Origin of the sequence: Desulfonatronum lacustre DSM 10312 (genome assembly GCF_000519265.1) — a bacterium.
Lineage (GTDB): Bacteria > Desulfobacterota > Desulfovibrionia > Desulfovibrionales > Desulfonatronaceae > Desulfonatronum > Desulfonatronum lacustre.
This window is the reverse complement of record NZ_KI912608.1, coordinates 3,585,921-3,603,145: the sequence shown is the minus strand read 5'-3', so window position 1 is coordinate 3,603,145 and position 17,225 is coordinate 3,585,921. Positions and strand designations below refer to the sequence as shown.

Genomic DNA, 17,225 nt, shown 5'->3' with positions numbered 1-17,225 from the left:
CTCTCTTTTTCCAATTTCTTTTTCAGGAGTTTTGCGATGCAAGTCGAAAAGACGAAAAACGGCGCCGCCGGCGCCTTTGTATTTCAGCCCGTGGTGGAGAAGTGCGAGGGCTGTGAGCGGATCAAGGAAGACGATGGATTGCGCCATTGCAGCAGCTACGCCGAACCCGAGGCCAAGTGGGCTCTGGGGGTCTGCAACTTCGCTACCCATGTCAAGGCCAGCGTGGACAAGCAGGGTAAAATCAAGGTCAACCCCTTGAAGGCCTCCAAACGCGCTGCTCGCGGACGTTAGGCGACCTTTTGGTTTCGGGACCGTGCTCTGATGTGTGACGCTTTGTGCTCCTTCATCGCCGGTGGACGCGACCGGTTGATCGAACTGCAGCGCGATCTGGTGGCTATCCCGGCCCTGGGCCCGATCAACGGCGGCCAGGGAGAACGGGAAAAGGCCGAACACCTGCTGCGTCTGCTGCGGTCCATGGGTATCCAGCACATCGAGGAGATCCCGGCTCCGGACGACACCGTGTCCTGCGGCTTCCGGCCCAATCTGGCCGCGGTGATTCCGGGCCGGGACACTTCGCGGACATTCTGGGTCATTTCGCACACCGACATCGTCCCTCCGGGTGACGCGGGATTGTGGACCAGCCCGCCTTACGAGCTGCGGGTGGACGGGGACCTGATCTACGGACGCGGCGTGGAGGACAACCACCAGGGCTTGGTGGCCTCGTTGCTGGTGGCCGAGGCCGTGCTCGCCGGGTCTGAGCCGCCGCCCATCAATTTTGGGATGCTCTTCGTCGCGGACGAGGAGACCGCCAGCGCCAAGGGACTGGATTACGTGCTGACCCACCGCCGGGATCTCTTTGGTCCCCAGGATTTGATCCTGATCCCGGACTTCGGGACCGCGGATGGAGAAATGGTTGAAGTGGCAGAGAAAAGCTTGCTCTGGTTGAAATTCTCGGTCTTCGGCAAACAGTGTCACGCCTCCACCCCCCAAAAAGGCGTCAACAGTCTGGTCGCCGCCTCGGACCTGATCCTGCGCCTGCGCTCCCTGTACACCCGCTTCGACCATCAGGACCCGCTGTTCTTTCCACCCAACTCCACCTTCGAAGCGACGAAAAAAGAAGCCAATGTCCCCAACGTGAACACCATTCCCGGGCTGGACGTCTTTTATGTGGACTGCCGGGTCCTGGTCCAATACGACCTGGACGAGGTACAAGCCGCCGTGGACGAGATCTGCGTCGGGATGGCTGCGGACCACGGGGTGCGCGTGGAGTGGGAGATCGTCCAGGAAGTCCGCTCGGCACCGGCCACCCCACCGGAAAGTCCCATTGTTCAGCGTATGCTGGCCGCGGTCCGGGCCGTGCACGGGACCAACCCCAGGCCCATGGGCATCGGCGGCGGCACAGTGGCTTCGTTTCTGCGCCGCCAAGACATCCCCTGCGTGGTCTGGTCCACTCTTTTGGGCACGGCCCACCAGCCCAACGAGCATTCATCCATCCGAAACACCCTGGCCGATGCACAGGTCATGGCCCATGTCCTGTGCATGAACGACCCGGCCTGAAAACCGAACAGGAAATCGGGACGAATCTTTCCGAGATCTCCCGGGTTTGATCCGGGTGGTCCTTCGCCATCCCCATGCCTCGATCCTCGACCACTGAAGAACCTCCCTCTCCCCGGCCCTCCAACCGCGTGATCCTTCGCAAGCCTCTGGAGCCGGACCAATTCGACGTCATCGTCGTCGGCGCCGGCCATGCCGGGTGCGAGGCGGCCATGGCCGCGGCCCGGATGGGCCTGAACACTCTGCTGCTGACCATCAACATCGACCGCGTCGGCCACCTTTCCTGTAATCCGGCCATCGGCGGCTTGGCCAAGGGGCACATGGTCAAGGAGATCGACGCCCTGGGCGGATGCATGGGTGTTTGGGCCGACCAGGCCGGTATCCAGTTTCGGATTTTGAATACCCGCAAGGGGCCGGCCGTCCGGGCCACCAGGGCCCAGATCGACCGGGACGTCTACATGCGGGTGGTCCAGCGGGACGTCTTTGCCCAAGAGCGGCTCTGGGTCCGACAGGAAATGGTGGACGGCCTGCTTGACCGGGACGGACGCGTCCTGGGCGTGCGCACCCGTCTGGGCGAAAACCTGCCCGCCCGGGCCGTGCTCCTGACCACGGGCACCTTTTTGCGCGGCCTGATCCACATCGGCCTGGAACACTTTTCCGGCGGGCGACTCGGCGACCCTCCGGCAAAATCGCTTTCCACGGACCTGCTCCGGCTCGGCCTGGAACTGGGTCGACTGAAGACCGGCACAGTGCCTCGGTTGCGGCGCGACAGCATCGACTACCAATCCATGATCCCGCAACCCGGCGACGAACCGCCGCGGCCCTTCAGTTTTCATTCTCCCGGCATCCGTCTGCCCCAGATTCCCTGCCACCTGACCCATACCAACACGGCCACCCACGCCGTGATCCGCTCCGGCCTGGACCGCTCCCCGCTGTATACCGGAATCATCCAGGGCACCGGAGCGCGTTACTGTCCGTCCATTGAGGACAAGATAGCCCGGTTCCCGGACAAGGACCGCCACCAGGTCTTCGTGGAGCCCGAAGGGGTGGACCATCCGGAAGTCTATCCCAACGGATTGCCCACCAGCCTGCCCCTGGAAGTTCAACGAGCCATGCTGCGCACCATCCCCGGCCTGGAAAAGGCCCAGATCGTCCGCCCCGGCTACGCCATTGAGTACGATTTCGTCTTCCCGGAACAGCTTCTGCCAACCCTGGAGACCAAGGCCGTTCGCGGCTTGTACTTGGCCGGACAGATCAACGGCACCTCCGGCTATGAGGAGGCTGCGGCCCAGGGACTGTGGGCCGCGCTGAACATCGCCGCGGCTCTGACCGGCGATCCGCCCTTTCTCCTCGGGCGCGACCAGGCCTACATGGCCGTGCTGGTGGACGACCTGGTTACCAAAGGCACCCGCGAACCTTACCGGATGTTCACTTCTCGGGCCGAACACCGCCTGTTGTTGCGCGAGGGCAACGCGGATCAGCGCCTGACCCCCCTGGGCCGATCCCTGACCCGGGGTCTGGTTCAGGACGATCACTGGCATATTTTTTCGCGCAAACAAGAAGCCTTACACGCCACGCTGGAAGGACTGCGCGCCGTCACGATCCGACCTGACGCCGCCACCAAGGCGTTCTGCGAGTCACGGGGCACGGCCCTGCCTGGCAAGGTCCTCACTCTGGAGGAACTGCTCCGTCGACCGGAACTGCACCTGGGCGACCTGACCGATTTTTGGCCGGACTTGGCAAGCCTGGAGCAGGACGTGGCCGAGGAAGTGGAGAACCGGGTTAAATACGCGGGGTACCTGACCCGGCAAGAGGAACTGGCCGACCGGGACCAGTCCCTGGAACAAATCCGTTTGCCGGAAAACCTGGACTTCGAACATGTTGCTGGACTTTCCCGTGAGGTTCGGGAAAAGTTGTGCCGCGTCAGGCCGTTGAACCTGGGCCAGGCCGGCCGGATTTCCGGCGTCACCCCGGCGGCCCTGGGATGTCTACGCATTCACCTGCGCAAGATGGAGAAAACGCCTTCCACACCGCCAAATCCGCCGACCACCCCCGAACCATGAGCCTCCCCCTGGTCCAAACCCTGGGTCGTTGGGCCATTGACCGGTCCCAAAGCTACACCCGGATGGCGCGCATTCTGGGCCAGACCGGTTCGGCATTCGCGCGGCTTTCCTTTTTCAATCCAGCCGTTTTTTTCGTCCTTGTCCGCCAAGTCTACTTCACCGCGGTCCAGCCGCTGACCATCATCATCGTGGCGGCCCTGATCCTGGGCTCGGTCACGGTGCACATCCTGCTGCGCATCCTGCTCAGCCTGGGTGCCTACGAACAGATCGGGGCGTATCTGGTCACGGCCATGCTCCACTACATCGCACCCATCACCTGCACCCTGATCATCGTCCTGCGCTCGGGAACCGCGGTGCTGACCGAGGTGGCCCTGATGAAGATCAACCGGGAAATCGCCACCCTGGACGCCCTGGCTGTTCCGGTGGCGGAGTATCTGTATCTGCCCCGACTGACGGCCTTTCTGATCGCCGGCCCTTGCCTGAGCTTTTGTTTCTGTATCGTCGGACTGTTCGGCGGCTTTTTTACGCTGGGGTTCCTGCACGACATCACCTTTGCCAGCTACCTGGACCGGCTCCTGGAAGCGGTGCATGTCTTCGACGTCCTGACCATGATCGCCAAATCCACGATCATGGCCGGCCTGGTCTGTCTGGTAGCCCTGCAGCGCGGACTCAGCGTCCAGCGTTCCTTCACGGAAGTTCCCATCCGGCTGATCCAGGGCATGATCCAGACCGTCACCCTGATCATCGCCGTGGAAGTGCTCTTCAACCTGTTTTAGAGGATGCAAACGAATCGTCGTAAAGCCATGTCCACGCTCCCGATCTCCATTTCCACCCTCACGGCCCAGCGCCGACACCTGCTCCTGGTTTCCGAGGACGAGTCCACGATTTCCCGGCTCACGGCCATGGTCCTTCAGTCCGACTTCCACATCGGGATCATCAGCGACGACTTCCCCTTTCTGACCAACCTTTCCGCACTGGAGAACATCGTCCTGGGGTGCATGTACCACAAGACCATGTCGCTTCATTCCTGCCGGAAGAAAATCCAGGACCTCGTCGACGCCCTGGGAGTGAATGAAAGCCTGGATCAGCAGGCCCAGTTCATGAGCAGGCCGATGCTGTTGAAAATGCATCTGTTACGCTGCATGGCCAACGAATCGACCTTTATTTTTTTGCCCACGCTTTCCCGCTCGGACTGCGACATCCTGCACCGGGCAGCGGAAATCCTGGATCAAGACGTTTTTCTCTGGGTCGCCTGCTTGTCAATCGATCAGGATGTCTATACTTCCTTGGAATACCCCGTCATTGAACTGAACTCGACGCCATGAGCCTCAACCAACGCATCCTGGAACTCAAGGTCGGCTTTTTCGTGCTGGCCATCCTCGTCGCCGTGGTTGTTCTGATCGTCTATATCGGGATCAAGAAGGACCTCTTCGCCGAGCGCATCCAATACACCGTGATCAGCCAGACCGGCGAACGGATCGAACCGGGCATTCCCGTTCGCCTCTCCGGTTTCAACGTCGGGCAGGTCACGGAAGTGACCCTGGACCGGGTGGACCAAGTCCGGGTGACCATCCGCGTCCTGAAGCGCTATCAGCAGTGGTTCACCGAGGACGCCAGGATCATTCTGGACCAAGAGGGCTTCATCGGCAACAGCTTCCTGAAGCTCCTGCCCGGCACGGAAACCTCTCCGGTACTGGAGGAAGGCTCGGTGATCCGCCTGGACAGAGTCGGCGGGATCACCGAGCTGATTGAGGAAATGCAACCGGTGGTCGAGGCGCTCAGGGCCATCGTGATCAACATCTGGGATCTGACCGATTACCTCGTTGACCAGGAAGGCCCGGTGCGCCGCATCCTGGTCAACGCCCAAACCATGACCGAACGTCTCCTGGCCGAACACGGCCTGATCCACTACCTTGCCGAAGACCCTCGCCCCGTCGAGCATATCGATCAGATCCTAAGTCAAGCTGATACCGCGATGCAGGGCGTCAACCGCCTGCTGGACACCGCGGCGCTGCGGGTGGAAGACTTGGCGCCGATCCAGGAGGAGATCGCCGGGGTGATCCGAGAGGTGAACGTTCTGATCGTGGAGTTCCAGGGCATTCGTGAGGACGTCACGCCGCTGTTGGCCAACATCACCCAGATTTCCGAAGACGTAAAAACCGCGACCCACGACCTGGTCAGCCTGCGCCGTCAGGGGGAGTACAGCCTGCGGCTGGGCACGGAACTGTTGTTGCGGCTCAAGGAAACCTGGCCGCTTTCCCGCCGGGAGGCGACCGGGCCGGAACACGCCTATCCCTGGCCGTAAAAGGAGAGTGAACGGTGTCGATCCGCATCATATTTCTGGCGCTGCTCGTCGCCCTTTTTCCGACCCTGTGGGCCTGCGGGTCTTCCTCGTCGCGGACTGCGTACCCCCCCCCGGACACACTGCGCATGGCCGAAGCCCAACGGCATGAGTTCATCCAGCTTTTCCTGCAAGGCCGCTGGTGCGAGGCCCAGGGACTGTTCGAACGCAGCCTGGAAAGCTATCAGCTCCAGGACGACTTTTGCTCCGCCGCGCGAAACCACCTGATCGCCTGGAAACTGCACCAATACCTGAACCTGGACGCGGACCACCATCTGGAAGCGGCCCGAAACCTGGCCGAGACCGGATTGGCCTGTCCGGAGCTCGACCTTCCCGGCACCGACGCGGTCCACGAAGTTCAAGCCGAAGATCATCTCACGCCGACGGACCGTGCCTACCGCGAAATGCTCGAACAAGGGGCGTTCACGGCCCTTGCCGCCAAGCTGGGCGCGGAGCCGGACCCGCTCTTCGCCTCGGTCTACGGACGCAAGGCCACCAAAGCCGCCTTGGAAGCCGACCAGTTGGAACAGGCCCGGATGCTCATCCACCGGACCCGCGAACTGGATGCCGGGCAAGGCTGGGTCGTCTTTCTCATCGAAGACTGGAACTTTATCCTGTCCTTGACTCCGGACCCGGCCGAGGTTCTCCACATCCAAAACCGCGTTGATCTCCTGCGCGGCCTGATTCAGCCATGTTCCCCGTAAGCCCGGTCGCTCTCCTTCCATTGCCCGTGAGCCAGGCCGGGTTCTATTTCCAGAATTGGGGATTCAGCGTTTCGGACGCCCAAAAACCGTTGACCATAACCATCGCCCTGATTCTGTTCCTGGCCCTGGTTTCCGCGGCGGTCACGCTGTATCGTCGCGCCAGGGGCTCGGGAACCGCCGGTTTTTCCATCCACGAACCGACCAAGATTCAAGACATTCTCAACGAAGCGCTCCAACAGCGCGCCACGCATGAATTACGGTTCCAGGACGAAAGCGCCCAGCGAACCGGTTTTGCCTGCTCCCCCACGGACATTGATCCCGCCGTAGGGATCACGCTGGAAGTTTCCGGGTTCATCAAGCCCCAGCCGTCCTGGGTCGGGCGGCGCGTCGTCTGCTACTTCAAAATCGCCGGACAACGCAAAGAAACAAAATGGCTGTTCTTCTCCTTTGCGACCACCATCATCGACATCGCCTCCCGCCAAGCGATCCAGCGCATCGTCCTGGCCATCCCGGACCAATTGGATCGCAAGCAGCGTCGCGACCACCTCCGCCTGGACCCGCCCAGCGAGGATATCCCCGAGCTTCAGATCTGGCCGGAAACCCTCTCCAATCTCCACCGCCCCGAGGATGATCCGCCCCTGCTGGAGTACTTGGTCACCCAACAGGAGAACCCACTCCGCGTTCTGAACATTTCCGCCGGCGGCCTTTTGCTGGAACTGCGCCCTCCGCTGCCCAAGGCCCTGGGTGCGGACCTGGAAAAAGGCCACCGGTTCTACATCCGCTTGGTCCTGCGCGACCCGGAGCAAGGCTCTGCGCAAACCTACCAGCTCTTGACCCAGGTCCGGAATGTTTTCATCGACCCGACCCACGGTAAACGCCTGATCGGACTCTCCTTCGTCGCCCACCTGCCCGCCATGGAAGGCTCGAGACGCTGGAAATCTCTGGACGGCAAGGGTGTTGAAGAAATCGAGGACTGGGTTTTCAAGCGTCATTTGGGTTTGTACCGAGAAAAGGGCTTGGTTTGATGATTTTTTTAGGTTGACCCCCTAACCCCCAAAACCAAACAAAACGGGAGGAATCTTTGGAAGAGGGCATAGAAGGCAAATTCTGGAGCATGTTCAAACGGATTTTCCGCAAGGACGACGCATCCAGCATTGAAGCCATCATTCTGGCGGCCAGGGACGAAGGCGAGATCCGCAAGGAGGAGGCCTCCATCGTCCTCAAAGTGCTTCGCCTGGGACGCAAGCAAGTCCATGAAATCATGATTCCGCGCACGGATATCGTCTGCGCCGAGATCGAGGATCGGATCGAGGACGTGGCCGAGTTGATCATCGCCCACGGTCACACCCGGATTCCGATCTACAAGGACAACAAGGACAACATCGTGGGCATCGTGCACGCCAAGGACCTCTTGCAGTTCGTGCTCCATCCCACGCCATCCCCTCGCAACAGACTGGAGGAAATCCTGCGCGAGCCCCTGTTCATTCCGGAAACCAAGAACGTCATGGAAATGCTCCAGGAGTTTCAGTCGCGCAAAAATCATCTGGCAATCGCCCTGGACGAGTACGGCGGGACCTCGGGCATGCTCACCTTCGAGGACGTCCTGGAGGAGATCGTCGGGGACATTGAGGACGAATACGACGCCCCGCGTCCCGACGACATCCAGGTCCAGGGAGATGGAGGCTACCTAATCTCCGGCAGGACCGAACTGACGGAATTGCGCGAAAACCTTGTGGTCGATCTGGATAGCGACCAGGTGGACACCATCGGGGGCTACCTGTCTCAACTGGCCGGACGGGTCCCACGCAAGGGCGATGTTTTCGACATTCAGGACTTCCGCTTCCGGATCAAGGACGCGGATCAGAAAAAGGTCCGCTGGATCGACGTCCAACCCCTGGAAACGGAATCCGGTCCGGAAGCATGATCTCGGCCACGCTGCCCGCCGCGCTTTTGGTCGCCCTGCCCGGGGCCTGGTTCGGCCATGCCAACCCGATCTCCCATGTGCCTGGGGCGGCGGTTCTTTTTCCGGCCGCGTTGTTTTGGATCGCCCTGAAAGCCTCCTCTCCAGGCGCGGCCTTCCGCTCCGGCTGGATCTGCGCCGCCTTGGCCTACGCCGCCTGCCTGTACTGGGTCTTCATCCCGGTCCACGTCCACGGCGGCCTGCCCTGGATTCTGGCCCTGCCCTGCCCGATCCTGCTGGGCATGTACCTGGGCCTGTACGGCGGAGCGTTTTCCGCCCTGATCCATTGGGCGCGTCCCGTCCTTTCCCCTGTTCCTCTTGGCTTGGGTGCCGGTCTGCTCTGGGGAGGATTGGAAATGGCCCAGGGAACGCTGTTCACCGGCTTCTCCTGGCTGACGCTCCCGGCGGCCCTGGCGCCCTGGCCCGCGGCCATCCAGGGCTTGGCCTTGGTGGGCGAATACTGGTTGTCTGCGGTGTTCGTGGCCGCCGCGGCTTGGCTGATCCTGGCTCGTGGGAGCACGTTCAGCCTGTTGTTGGGCATTGCTACGCCCCTGGCCTTGATCGGCTTCGGCGCTGTGATGCTGACCAAGCCTCTCCCGGAAGGAGCACCGGTCCGGGTCACGCTGGTCCAGGGCAATATCGACCAAACCGTGAAATGGGAGCCGGAATACCAGGAAGCCACGATTCGTACTTACCTCGACCTGACCGCCAAGGAACTCTCCTCCGCGCCGGAATTGGTGATTTGGCCGGAAACGGCCATGCCCTTTTACCTTCAGGAGGAAAACGCCTTGTCCAGGCAGGTGCGGGATTTCGTCCGCTCCCAGGAACGTTTCGCCCTGCTTACCGGCGCTCCGCGCTACGAAGTAAACCTGTCCACCGGAGAAATCGGATACGGCAACTCGGCCTTTTTGCTCGGCCCGAGGGGAGAAACCCTCGACGTCTACGACAAGGAACACCTTGTCCCCTTCGGCGAGTATGTTCCCTTGGGCCACCTCCTGCCCTTCATCCGTCGTCTGGCCCAGAGCGAGGGCGACTTCGTGGCCGGCAACGACCCCGCTCCGCTCCATTGGGACCGGCTTGCCCTGGGCATGCTCATTTGCTACGAAGCGATCTTTCCCGGATTGAGCCGGGAACGGGTTCGCGCCGGAGCGAACCTCCTGGTGAACATTAGCAACGATGCCTGGTTCGGCCGCTCCTCGGCTCCGCGACAACACTTGAACCAGGCCGTCCTCAGGTCCGTGGAGCAGGGCCGATTTCTCGTTCGTTCCACCAATACGGGCGTCACGGCGATCATCGACCCACGAGGCCGACGACTTGAAGCCGGAGGATTGTTCCATCGTTTGACCCTCTCCTATCCGGAAGTTCTCCTCCTCGAAGACCGCACGTTTTATCACCGGCACTACACGATCCTCCAGGCGCTTTTGCCCGCGACCGTCGGCGTGTTGCTCGGATCGGTCTGGTGGCTGCGTCGACGGCGAGCGTCTTTCGGGATGGAATAAGATATTTTTTTTGACTATCGTCAAGCACCGCATCGAACCATGGAGTCTTGTTTCATGAACACGGCTGAAGCCCAACGCGCCGAGAACGGCAAGAAACTCTTGCAGTTTTCCGAATTAAAAACGGAAAGTGCGAACCTGGAAGTCCAATTCGACAGCTTCTGGAGGAGCCTTTGACCGGGATGCCTACGAAGCCCGCCTGGTGGAAATCGACAAGGCCATCTCCCATCCCGAGGCTTGGAACGACCCTCGGAGCATGACGCCTCTGCTTCAGGAAAAGACCCGACTCAGTACCGCGCTCCAGGAATGGTACGCTCTGCGCAAGGCCAAGCAGGATTTGGGCGAGTGGCTGGCCATGGCCGAAGACGAACCCGAGCGGGAAATCCTGGAAGAGGTTCAGCGGCACATGGCCGTTTTGTCCGACAAACTGGAACAGGCGGAACTGCATACCTTGCTCAGCGCACCGGAGGACCAGCACCCGGTTATCCTGGAAATCCATCCCGGTGCCGGGGGCACGGAAGCCCAGGACTGGGCCGAAATGCTCCTGCGGATGTATCGGCGCTGGGCCGAGCGCCATCAATTCAAGGTCCAGATTTTGGACTATCTGCCCGGGGACGAGGCCGGAGTGAAGAGCGTGGTGCTCCAGATCGAAGGCTCGTACGCCTACGGCCTGCTGAAAAGTGAAAAAGGTATTCATCGCTTGATCCGCATTTCGCCCTTCGACTCCTCCGGCAGGCGGCACACCTCCTTCGCCTCGGTGGACATCTACCCGGACGTGGGTCAGGAGATCGAGATCGAAATCAACGAGGAAGATCTGCGCATCGACGTCTTCCGGGCCAGCGGTCCCGGGGGACAGCACGTGAACAAGACCAGTTCCGCGATCCGAATCACCCACCTGCCCACGAACATCGTGACCCAGTGCCAAAATGAAAAGTCCCAGCACCGCAACAAGGACGCGGCCATGAAGATGCTCAAGGCCCGCCTCTACGAACTGGAACTGCGCAAGCGCGAAGACGAAAAACAGGCCCAATACGCCACCAAGGACGCCATTGCCTGGGGCAGCCAGATCCGGACCTACACCCTCCAGCCCTACCGTCTGGTCAAGGACCATCGCACGAATTTCGAGATGGGCAACGTCGAGGCCGTGCTGGACGGGGACATCGACGGCTTTATCCGGAACCATCTTTTGGAGACCCATGTCCGGAAAGTCGCCTAGCCTTCCCGCGCCTTCGGAGTTGCGAGCCGAGTTGGAAACCCTGCGGGGCCGACTGGCCTCCCTGCCTCTCGCCACCAACCCTACTGAAGACCCCGGTGCGGACGCGGTCTTGTTTCGTCTGCTCAGGGGCCTTTCTCCGCAACGGTCCGCCGAAGTGCAGGCCGTGCTTCAGGGTTTCCCTTGGATGCTTCTGCCCCTGGAAGGAGATGTCTACCCGGCCCTGAGCCGCCTTCAGGCCCGAATCGACGATCTGACCCACGCCGCCGGCCATGACGATCTGACCGATTTGGCCCGGCGAGTCGTCTTCGATCAGGCCCTGCACACGGAGATGGAACGCACCCGGCGCTCCAAACTGTCCTTGAGCCTGGCCATTCTGGACATCGACGACTTCAAGCAAATCAACGACGACTGCGGCCATGTCCACGGAGACTTGGTCCTGCGAACCGTGGCCGAGGTTTTGCGCAAAAACATCCGCAGGGCCGATCTGGCCGCACGCCTGGGTGGGGAGGAATTCGCCCTGCTGATGCCCGCCACGACCCAGACCAGCGCGGTGATCCTGCTGGAGCGAATCATGGACGCCGTACGGAAGCTGCGTTTCGACTGTCCCGCTCCTTCCACCGTCCCCCAGGTGACCATTTCCACCGGACTGGCCTGCTACAAGGGGTTCCGGAACATGTTGCCCGTGGAACTGCTCGAACTGGCGGACAACGCCTTGTACTCAGCCAAGCGGGCCGGCAAGGATCGTCTGGAAAAAGCCCCGTTCCGGGACATCGCTCCGGATTCGGCTTCCCAAACCTTGGTGGATGCCACGGAGAAGAATTTTCTTTTCCAAGGATTGTCCGCCTGATCACCATGAACCCCCACCAACCAATGCAAACCAACCCCAATGGGACCTTGAGCATCGCCGTATTCAGCGGCAAGGGCGGTGTCGGCAAGTCCAGCCTCAGCGCGAACCTGGGCTTCTGCCTCAGTGAATCCGGACTGCGCTGCCTGCTGATGGACTGCGACCTCGGGCTGGCCAATCTGGACATCCTGTTGGGAATCTCCAGCGAAGCCACCATCCAGGACCTGCTGGTCCGGGACATCGCCGCACAACGACTCGTCCAGCCGGTGGCCCCAAACCTGGATCTGCTGCCGGCTGCCAGCGGTGTGCCCGAACTGGTGGAGATGGATGAGGACCAGCGCGGCCTGTTGCTGAAAAAACTGGAGCCGATCATATCCGACTACGCCTTTCTGATCCTGGACATGGCCGCCGGTCTGAACCCCACGTTGCTGGCCATGGCACGGGCCGCTGCCAAGCGGATCGTCGTGCTCACTCCGGAGCCCACCTCGCTGACCGACGCCTACGCCGTAATCAAAGTGCTTTCAGCCAAAGCCGACATTCACGACTTTCTGATCCTGGTCAACCAGGTCGCGAACCGGGAGGAGGCCCAAACCACCCATCGACGCCTGGACGCTGCCGTGGAAAAATTCCTCGGCTTCAAAACCCACTACCTGGGCATGGTCCGGAGTGATCCGAACATGGGAAAAGCCGTGGCCAAGCAGCAAGCCCTGATGCGCATCGCGCCCAAATCACCGGCTGCCGAGGACATTCGGGTCCTGGCCGAACGGCTGCAATCCCTGCGCGCGGCCCTGATGCCGGGATTGCTCGACAAACCGGCCCTGGCAAATTTTTAACCTTCAACCTATAGAATTTTTTCACGTATCGGTGTAGGTAGTCGCGAATTGGCCCTTGCCGTGGTGTTTTTCGTATCGCCCGCCATACAGATTTGGAGAAAATGCTCATGAACAAAAGCGAATTAATCCGCAATCTTGCCGAAAAGAACGACATCCCGATGGATTACGCAACCACTGTGGTGAACACCTTTTTTCAGTCCATCAAGGATGCCATGATCCAGGGCGACCGCGTGGAGATCAGGGGATTCGGCAGCTTCAAGGTCAAGGACTACCAGGGCTACAAGGGCCGCAACCCCAAAACCGGTCAGTCCGTGGAAGTCCAGCCCAAACGACTGCCCTTCTTCCGACCGGGCAAGGAGCTCAAGGACCACCTGAACGAAGACGCGTAGCGCTGCAAGCGCAACGTCGTAGGGAACAACGCCCAATCGTGCTCGTGCTCAGCCGCTCACGGCGGCGCTCGTACTCGTAATCGGTCGTTTTCCCGAACCTTCCAGCTCGATTCCAAACACGAGCACGAGCACCGCTTCGCTGAGCATGAGAGGACGGTCACCTCGGAGTTTTTGAGCAGGTATCGTCACACAACATTGGCGCGTGCATCGCCCACGATCTGAGGAAGCGCAATGAACCAACGGATATCAACCAGCGACGCGTTCGGTCCCTGGGTGGAATGCTGCAAGATGCAGGGCAGCGGCAACGACTTCGTCGTCCTGGACAACCGGGCCTTGCAACTTGCCCAAGATGAAATGCCCGACTGGGCCAGGGCCGTCTGCCGCAAGGCCTTCGGCGTGGGAGCCGATGGGCTGATCCTGCTGGACACGACGCCTCCGGGCGTGGAGGCGGACTATATCTGGCACTTCTACAATGCCGACGGCTCCCGGGCCGAAATGTGCGGCAACGGTTCCCGGTGCGCCGCCCGACTGGCCCATGAATTGGGGCTGGCCGGAAAGACGCATGTTCTGGGCACGGACGCCGGTCCCATCAAAGCCGAGGTCTTGCCCGACCAGGACTTGGTCAAGGTCCAGCTGACCCCGCACCACGATCTGCGCCTGGGTCTGAATCTGACTCTGACTCTGGAATCGTCTCTTCCGAAGGCTTCCGAACAACTCGAATCAACGCCCTCCTGGGATGCTCACTTCGTGAACACCGGAGTTCCGCATCTGGTCGTCTTCTCTCCGGATGTGGCCGGCCTGGACGTCCAAGACCTCGGACGCCGGTTCCGCGAGCATCCCCGGTTCGCCCCCAGCGGCACCAACGTCAATTTCGTCCAGGTCCAGGACCGGGAGAATCTGTTGTTGCGCACATACGAACGCGGCGTTGAGGGGGAAACCTACGCCTGCGGCACCGGAGCGGCGGCCTCGGCCCTGATAACCCACGCCTTGAACCGAACCGGACCGGAGGTGAACATCCGCACATCCGGAGGCGAACTGCTCGGCATCACCATTCACCAAGACGCCGTTTTTCTGACCGGAAAGGCCGTCCTGGTCTTTACGGCCAATCTCAATCTCCGATCCCTGGGTCTGAATCGGACCGAGCCATAATCCGCGACACGGTCCATGGCCGGATTCATTCGCCCGGCACCGGCACGCACGTACAGCACAAGGAGGAAATATGTCGTTTCACGGAGCGTTCACCGCGCTGGTCACACCGTTCAACAGCGGCGTGATTGATGAAGACGCCTACAGAAGTCTGATCGAGTGGCAGATCGAGGAAGGAATCAATGGGTTGGTTCCTTGCGGCACCACCGGCGAATCCGCGACCCTGTCCCACGCCGAACACGCTCAGGTTGTCAAGATCTGCGTCGATCAAGTCAAAGGCCGGGTCCCCGTGCTGGCCGGTTCGGGCTCCAACAGCACCAAGGAGGCCGTCGAACTGACCAAAGTGGCCAAACAGGCCAAGGCCGACGGCGTTCTGCTGATTACGCCCTACTACAATAAGCCGACCCAGGAAGGACTGGTGGCCCACTTCAGGGCCGTGGCCAAGGAAGTTTCCATTCCCATGATCCTGTACAACGTTCCGGGCCGGACCTGCGTGAACATGCTCCCGGAGACCCTTTCCCGGCTGTTCCGGGAAGTTCCGGAGGTCAAAGGCGTCAAGGAGGCCACCGGGAACATGGCTCAGGTTTCCGAAGTGCTCGAATACTGCGGATCGGACTTCATCGTTCTTTCCGGGGACGACTTCACGGTCCTGCCCCTCTTGGCTCTGGGCGGCAAGGGGGTCATCTCCGTGGTTTCCAACATCGCTCCAAACAAAATGAGCGCCCTCTGCCGCGAATATCGAGAAGGCAACACCGCCAAGGCCCAGGATCTGCATTACGAACTGGCCCCGCTGTGCCGGGCCATGTTCCTGGAGACCAACCCGGCACCCGCCAAGACCGCTTTGTCCCTGATGGGCAAGGTCAAGCCGGAGTTCCGTCTGCCCATGGTTCGGATGCAGCCCAACAACGAGGCCCGACTCAAGGACATTCTCGGACAAGCCGGCCTGATCACCCTGAAAAAATAATCCACCGCCGCACACGGTTCGGCGACCAGGGACGAGGGTTCTCCCTCGTCCCTTTTTTATTCCGCGTCCCGCAAACGACAACCATTCCAACAGCCCGGGGAAAGATCCCTCGTGTTCAAAACCTACCTCAAGCTGCTCTGCACCTCCATGTTCTGGGGCGGCACCTTCGTGGCCGGGCGAGTGGTGGCCGCGGACCTGCCGCCGTTCTCCGCGGCGTTTTTACGCTTCGCCATCGCCTCAGTCAGCCTGGTGATTCTGGTGCGCGTGTACGAAGGCGGCCTGCCGCGACTTCGCCTGGGTCAGTTGCTTCCGGTGTTCATCCTGGGCATGAGCGGCATCTTCGCCTACAATGTGTTGTTCTTCACCGGCCTGCGCACCGTAGAAGCCGGACGGGCGGCGGTGATCGTGGCTACCAATCCCATCTTCGTCGCCCTGCTGGCCGCTCCACTGTTTAAGGAACCGCTGGGCATGGGCAGACTGCTCGGCATCGGACTTTCGGTCTGCGGGGCGATCCTGGCCATTACCGGCGGCCGCCCCCAGGATATTTTTAACCAAGCCTTGTCTTGGGGTGATTTGGCCATTTTCGGTTGCGTGGCCAGTTGGGTGATCTATCTCCTGGTGGGCAAAGTGATGATGAAGAATCTTTCACCTCATGCGGCGGTGACTTGGTCCTGCCTGGTGGGCGTCGCGGCACTGCTGCCCTTTAGCTTGGCCGAGGGCTTGCCGGGCCACGTCTTGGCGCTGACCTGGACACGCTGGGCGGCCCTGATTTATCTTGGAGTGTTCGGCACGGTGCTGGGCTTCACCTGGTTCTATCAGGGCGTCAAAACCATCGGCCCGTCCAGAGCCGCGGTATTCATCAACTTCGTGCCCGTCTGGGCCATTGCCTCCGGATTCCTGATCCTGGGTGAAACCATCAGCCTGACCCTGATTCTGGGAGCGGCCATGGTCGGCTTGGGCGTGTACCTCACCAATCGAAAAGGGGCGGCACCCCGATGAAATACTCTTGATGAAGCCCTCGATGTCCCCCATTGACGATCGCGTCCCGGCGAACCTCGCCCCTCCTCCCCTTGGGCTTTCCTGGCTGATATGGGGGTTGGGCGCTGCGCTCTACTTTATGAGTTTCTACCAGCGGGTGGCCCCGGCGGTGATGACCGACCTGCTGATGAGCGATTTCCAGATCGGAGCCGCTGCCCTGGGCAATTTTTCAGCCTTTTATTTCTACAGCTATGTGGCCATGCAGGTCCCCACGGGCATGCTGGCGGACCACTGGGGGCCGAGGCGGCTGCTCACGGCCGGGGCCTTGCTGGCGGCCCTGGGCACCATTTTTTTCGCCTTGGCCGACACCGTGCTCCTGGCCAACATCGGTCGGCTGCTCATCGGCGGTTCCGTGGCCGTGGCCTGGGTGACCCTGATGAAACTGGCCACCCACTGGTTCCCGCCACGGATGTTTGCTTTCGTCACCGGGATCGGGCTGCTGGTGGGGGTGATGGGCGCGGTCACCGCCGGAGCGCCGCTGCGCCTGTTGGTCGATCTGATGGGCTGGCGCGGAGTGATGTGGATTCTGGGACTCATCTGTCTGATCCTAGGCGCGGCCATCTGGCTGATCGTCCGCGACGACCCGACACAGCGGGGGTATGCCTCCCATGCTCCCACGCTCGCCGCGAAGAGCAATTCTTCCGACAGCATGTTCCACGGCCTCGGCAGCATCTTTC

At 61.2% G+C, this 17,225-nt stretch carries 18 protein-coding genes (1 of these 18 only partly in view); all 18 read left to right on the top strand.

Going from position 1 to position 17,225, the window contains the following annotated elements:
* Nucleotides 1-36 precede the first annotated feature (36 nt).
* Nucleotides 37-291 carry a PxxKW family cysteine-rich protein gene (locus tag DESLA_RS0116970; protein ID WP_028573401.1) on the top strand — a complete coding sequence of 85 codons (255 nt, stop codon included), beginning with the start codon at nt 37-39 and terminating at the stop codon, nt 289-291.
* Nucleotides 292-321: 30 nt separating this feature from the next.
* The gene (locus DESLA_RS0116965; RefSeq protein ID WP_028573400.1) at nt 322-1,557 is read left to right on the top strand and encodes a M20 family metallo-hydrolase; all 1,236 of its coding nucleotides are present in this window, start codon (nt 322-324) and stop codon (nt 1,555-1,557) included.
* A gap of 74 nt (nt 1,558-1,631) precedes the next feature.
* Nucleotides 1,632-3,617, top strand: coding sequence for a tRNA uridine-5-carboxymethylaminomethyl(34) synthesis enzyme MnmG (gene mnmG, locus DESLA_RS0116960; protein ID WP_084032150.1), 1,986 nt, complete (start codon nt 1,632-1,634; stop codon nt 3,615-3,617).
* Nucleotides 3,614-4,393 carry an MlaE family ABC transporter permease gene (locus DESLA_RS0116955; RefSeq protein ID WP_028573398.1) on the top strand — a complete coding sequence of 260 codons (780 nt, stop codon included), beginning with the start codon at nt 3,614-3,616 and terminating at the stop codon, nt 4,391-4,393. The genes mnmG and DESLA_RS0116955 overlap by 4 nt, the downstream gene beginning before the upstream one ends.
* Nucleotides 4,394-4,420: 27 nt before the next feature.
* Nucleotides 4,421-4,942, top strand: coding sequence for a hypothetical protein (locus DESLA_RS0116950; protein ID WP_028573397.1), 522 nt, complete (start codon nt 4,421-4,423; stop codon nt 4,940-4,942).
* Nucleotides 4,939-5,922, top strand: coding sequence for an MlaD family protein (locus DESLA_RS0116945; protein WP_028573396.1), 984 nt, complete (start codon nt 4,939-4,941; stop codon nt 5,920-5,922). Before DESLA_RS0116950 ends, DESLA_RS0116945 begins: the two co-directional genes overlap by 4 nt.
* 14 nt (nt 5,923-5,936) lie before the next feature.
* Entirely contained in the window at nt 5,937-6,662 is a 726-nt protein-coding gene (locus DESLA_RS0116940) for a hypothetical protein (protein ID WP_028573395.1), read from the top strand.
* A complete protein-coding gene (locus DESLA_RS0116935; protein ID WP_028573394.1) occupies nt 6,650-7,687 on the top strand; it encodes a PilZ domain-containing protein in 1,038 nt (345 codons plus the stop codon). Before DESLA_RS0116940 ends, DESLA_RS0116935 begins: the two co-directional genes overlap by 13 nt.
* 56 nt (nt 7,688-7,743) lie before the next feature.
* Nucleotides 7,744-8,586, top strand: coding sequence for a hemolysin family protein (locus DESLA_RS0116930; RefSeq protein ID WP_028573393.1), 843 nt, complete (start codon nt 7,744-7,746; stop codon nt 8,584-8,586).
* Nucleotides 8,583-10,121, top strand: a complete 1,539-nt coding sequence (gene lnt, locus DESLA_RS0116925) for an apolipoprotein N-acyltransferase (RefSeq protein ID WP_035262001.1) — start codon at nt 8,583-8,585, stop codon at nt 10,119-10,121. The genes DESLA_RS0116930 and lnt overlap by 4 nt, the downstream gene beginning before the upstream one ends.
* 54 nt (nt 10,122-10,175) lie before the next feature.
* Nucleotides 10,176-11,334, top strand: a protein-coding gene (prfB, locus tag DESLA_RS21150) for a peptide chain release factor 2 (protein WP_245590088.1) whose coding sequence is annotated in 2 segments (ribosomal slippage) — nt 10,176-10,283 and nt 10,285-11,334 — 1,158 coding nt in all. Because the reading frame shifts where the segments join, the coding sequence is not laid out codon by codon here.
* Entirely contained in the window at nt 11,315-12,181 is an 867-nt protein-coding gene (locus DESLA_RS0116915; protein WP_028573391.1) for a GGDEF domain-containing protein, read from the top strand. The genes prfB and DESLA_RS0116915 overlap by 20 nt, the downstream gene beginning before the upstream one ends.
* A gap of 23 nt (nt 12,182-12,204) precedes the next feature.
* Complete coding sequence (locus DESLA_RS0116910) at nt 12,205-13,011, top strand: MinD/ParA family protein (RefSeq protein WP_035261998.1); 807 nt, start codon at nt 12,205-12,207, stop codon at nt 13,009-13,011.
* 107 nt (nt 13,012-13,118) lie between these two features.
* Nucleotides 13,119-13,400: an HU family DNA-binding protein gene (locus DESLA_RS0116905; protein ID WP_028573389.1), complete on the top strand. Its 282-nt coding sequence runs from the start codon at nt 13,119-13,121 to the stop codon at nt 13,398-13,400.
* A gap of 231 nt (nt 13,401-13,631) precedes the next feature.
* Entirely contained in the window at nt 13,632-14,549 is a 918-nt protein-coding gene (gene dapF / locus DESLA_RS0116900) for a diaminopimelate epimerase (RefSeq protein WP_051434792.1), read from the top strand.
* 70 nt (nt 14,550-14,619) lie between these two features.
* On the top strand, nt 14,620-15,510 hold the full coding sequence (dapA, locus tag DESLA_RS0116895; RefSeq protein ID WP_028573387.1) for a 4-hydroxy-tetrahydrodipicolinate synthase: 891 nt from the start codon (nt 14,620-14,622) through the stop codon (nt 15,508-15,510).
* Between the two features lie 111 nt (nt 15,511-15,621).
* Nucleotides 15,622-16,509 (top strand): DMT family transporter, encoded by an 888-nt coding sequence (locus DESLA_RS0116890; protein WP_028573386.1) that lies wholly within the window; start codon nt 15,622-15,624, stop codon nt 16,507-16,509.
* A gap of 22 nt (nt 16,510-16,531) precedes the next feature.
* Nucleotides 16,532-17,225: the 5' portion of an MFS transporter gene (locus DESLA_RS0116885; protein ID WP_035261995.1), read on the top strand. Its footprint extends 626 nt past the window's final position; 694 of the gene's 1,320 nt are visible here — the first part of the coding sequence; its start codon is at nt 16,532-16,534; its stop codon lies off the right edge, out of view.

Excerpts from the sequence above, each read along its gene's own strand:
- mnmG (WP_084032150.1), top strand. The coding sequence starts at position 1,632 with ATGCCTCGATCCTCGACCACTGAAGAACCTCCCTCTCCCCGGCCCTCC.
- DESLA_RS0116950 (WP_028573397.1), top strand. The coding sequence starts at position 4,421 with ATGTCCACGCTCCCGATCTCCATTTCCACCCTCACGGCCCAGCGCCGA.
- DESLA_RS0116915 (WP_028573391.1), top strand. The coding sequence starts at position 11,315 with ATGTCCGGAAAGTCGCCTAGCCTTCCCGCGCCTTCGGAGTTGCGAGCC.
- dapF (WP_051434792.1), top strand. The coding sequence starts at position 13,632 with ATGAACCAACGGATATCAACCAGCGACGCGTTCGGTCCCTGGGTGGAA.
- DESLA_RS0116935 (WP_028573394.1), top strand. The coding sequence starts at position 6,650 with ATGTTCCCCGTAAGCCCGGTCGCTCTCCTTCCATTGCCCGTGAGCCAG.
- DESLA_RS0116965 (WP_028573400.1), top strand. The coding sequence starts at position 322 with ATGTGTGACGCTTTGTGCTCCTTCATCGCCGGTGGACGCGACCGGTTG.
- DESLA_RS0116910 (WP_035261998.1), top strand. The coding sequence starts at position 12,205 with ATGCAAACCAACCCCAATGGGACCTTGAGCATCGCCGTATTCAGCGGC.
- lnt (WP_035262001.1), top strand. The coding sequence starts at position 8,583 with ATGATCTCGGCCACGCTGCCCGCCGCGCTTTTGGTCGCCCTGCCCGGG.
- DESLA_RS0116955 (WP_028573398.1), top strand. The coding sequence starts at position 3,614 with ATGAGCCTCCCCCTGGTCCAAACCCTGGGTCGTTGGGCCATTGACCGG.
- DESLA_RS0116970 (WP_028573401.1), top strand. The coding sequence starts at position 37 with ATGCAAGTCGAAAAGACGAAAAACGGCGCCGCCGGCGCCTTTGTATTT.
- DESLA_RS0116905 (WP_028573389.1), top strand. The coding sequence starts at position 13,119 with ATGAACAAAAGCGAATTAATCCGCAATCTTGCCGAAAAGAACGACATC.
- DESLA_RS0116945 (WP_028573396.1), top strand. The coding sequence starts at position 4,939 with ATGAGCCTCAACCAACGCATCCTGGAACTCAAGGTCGGCTTTTTCGTG.
- dapA (WP_028573387.1), top strand. The coding sequence starts at position 14,620 with ATGTCGTTTCACGGAGCGTTCACCGCGCTGGTCACACCGTTCAACAGC.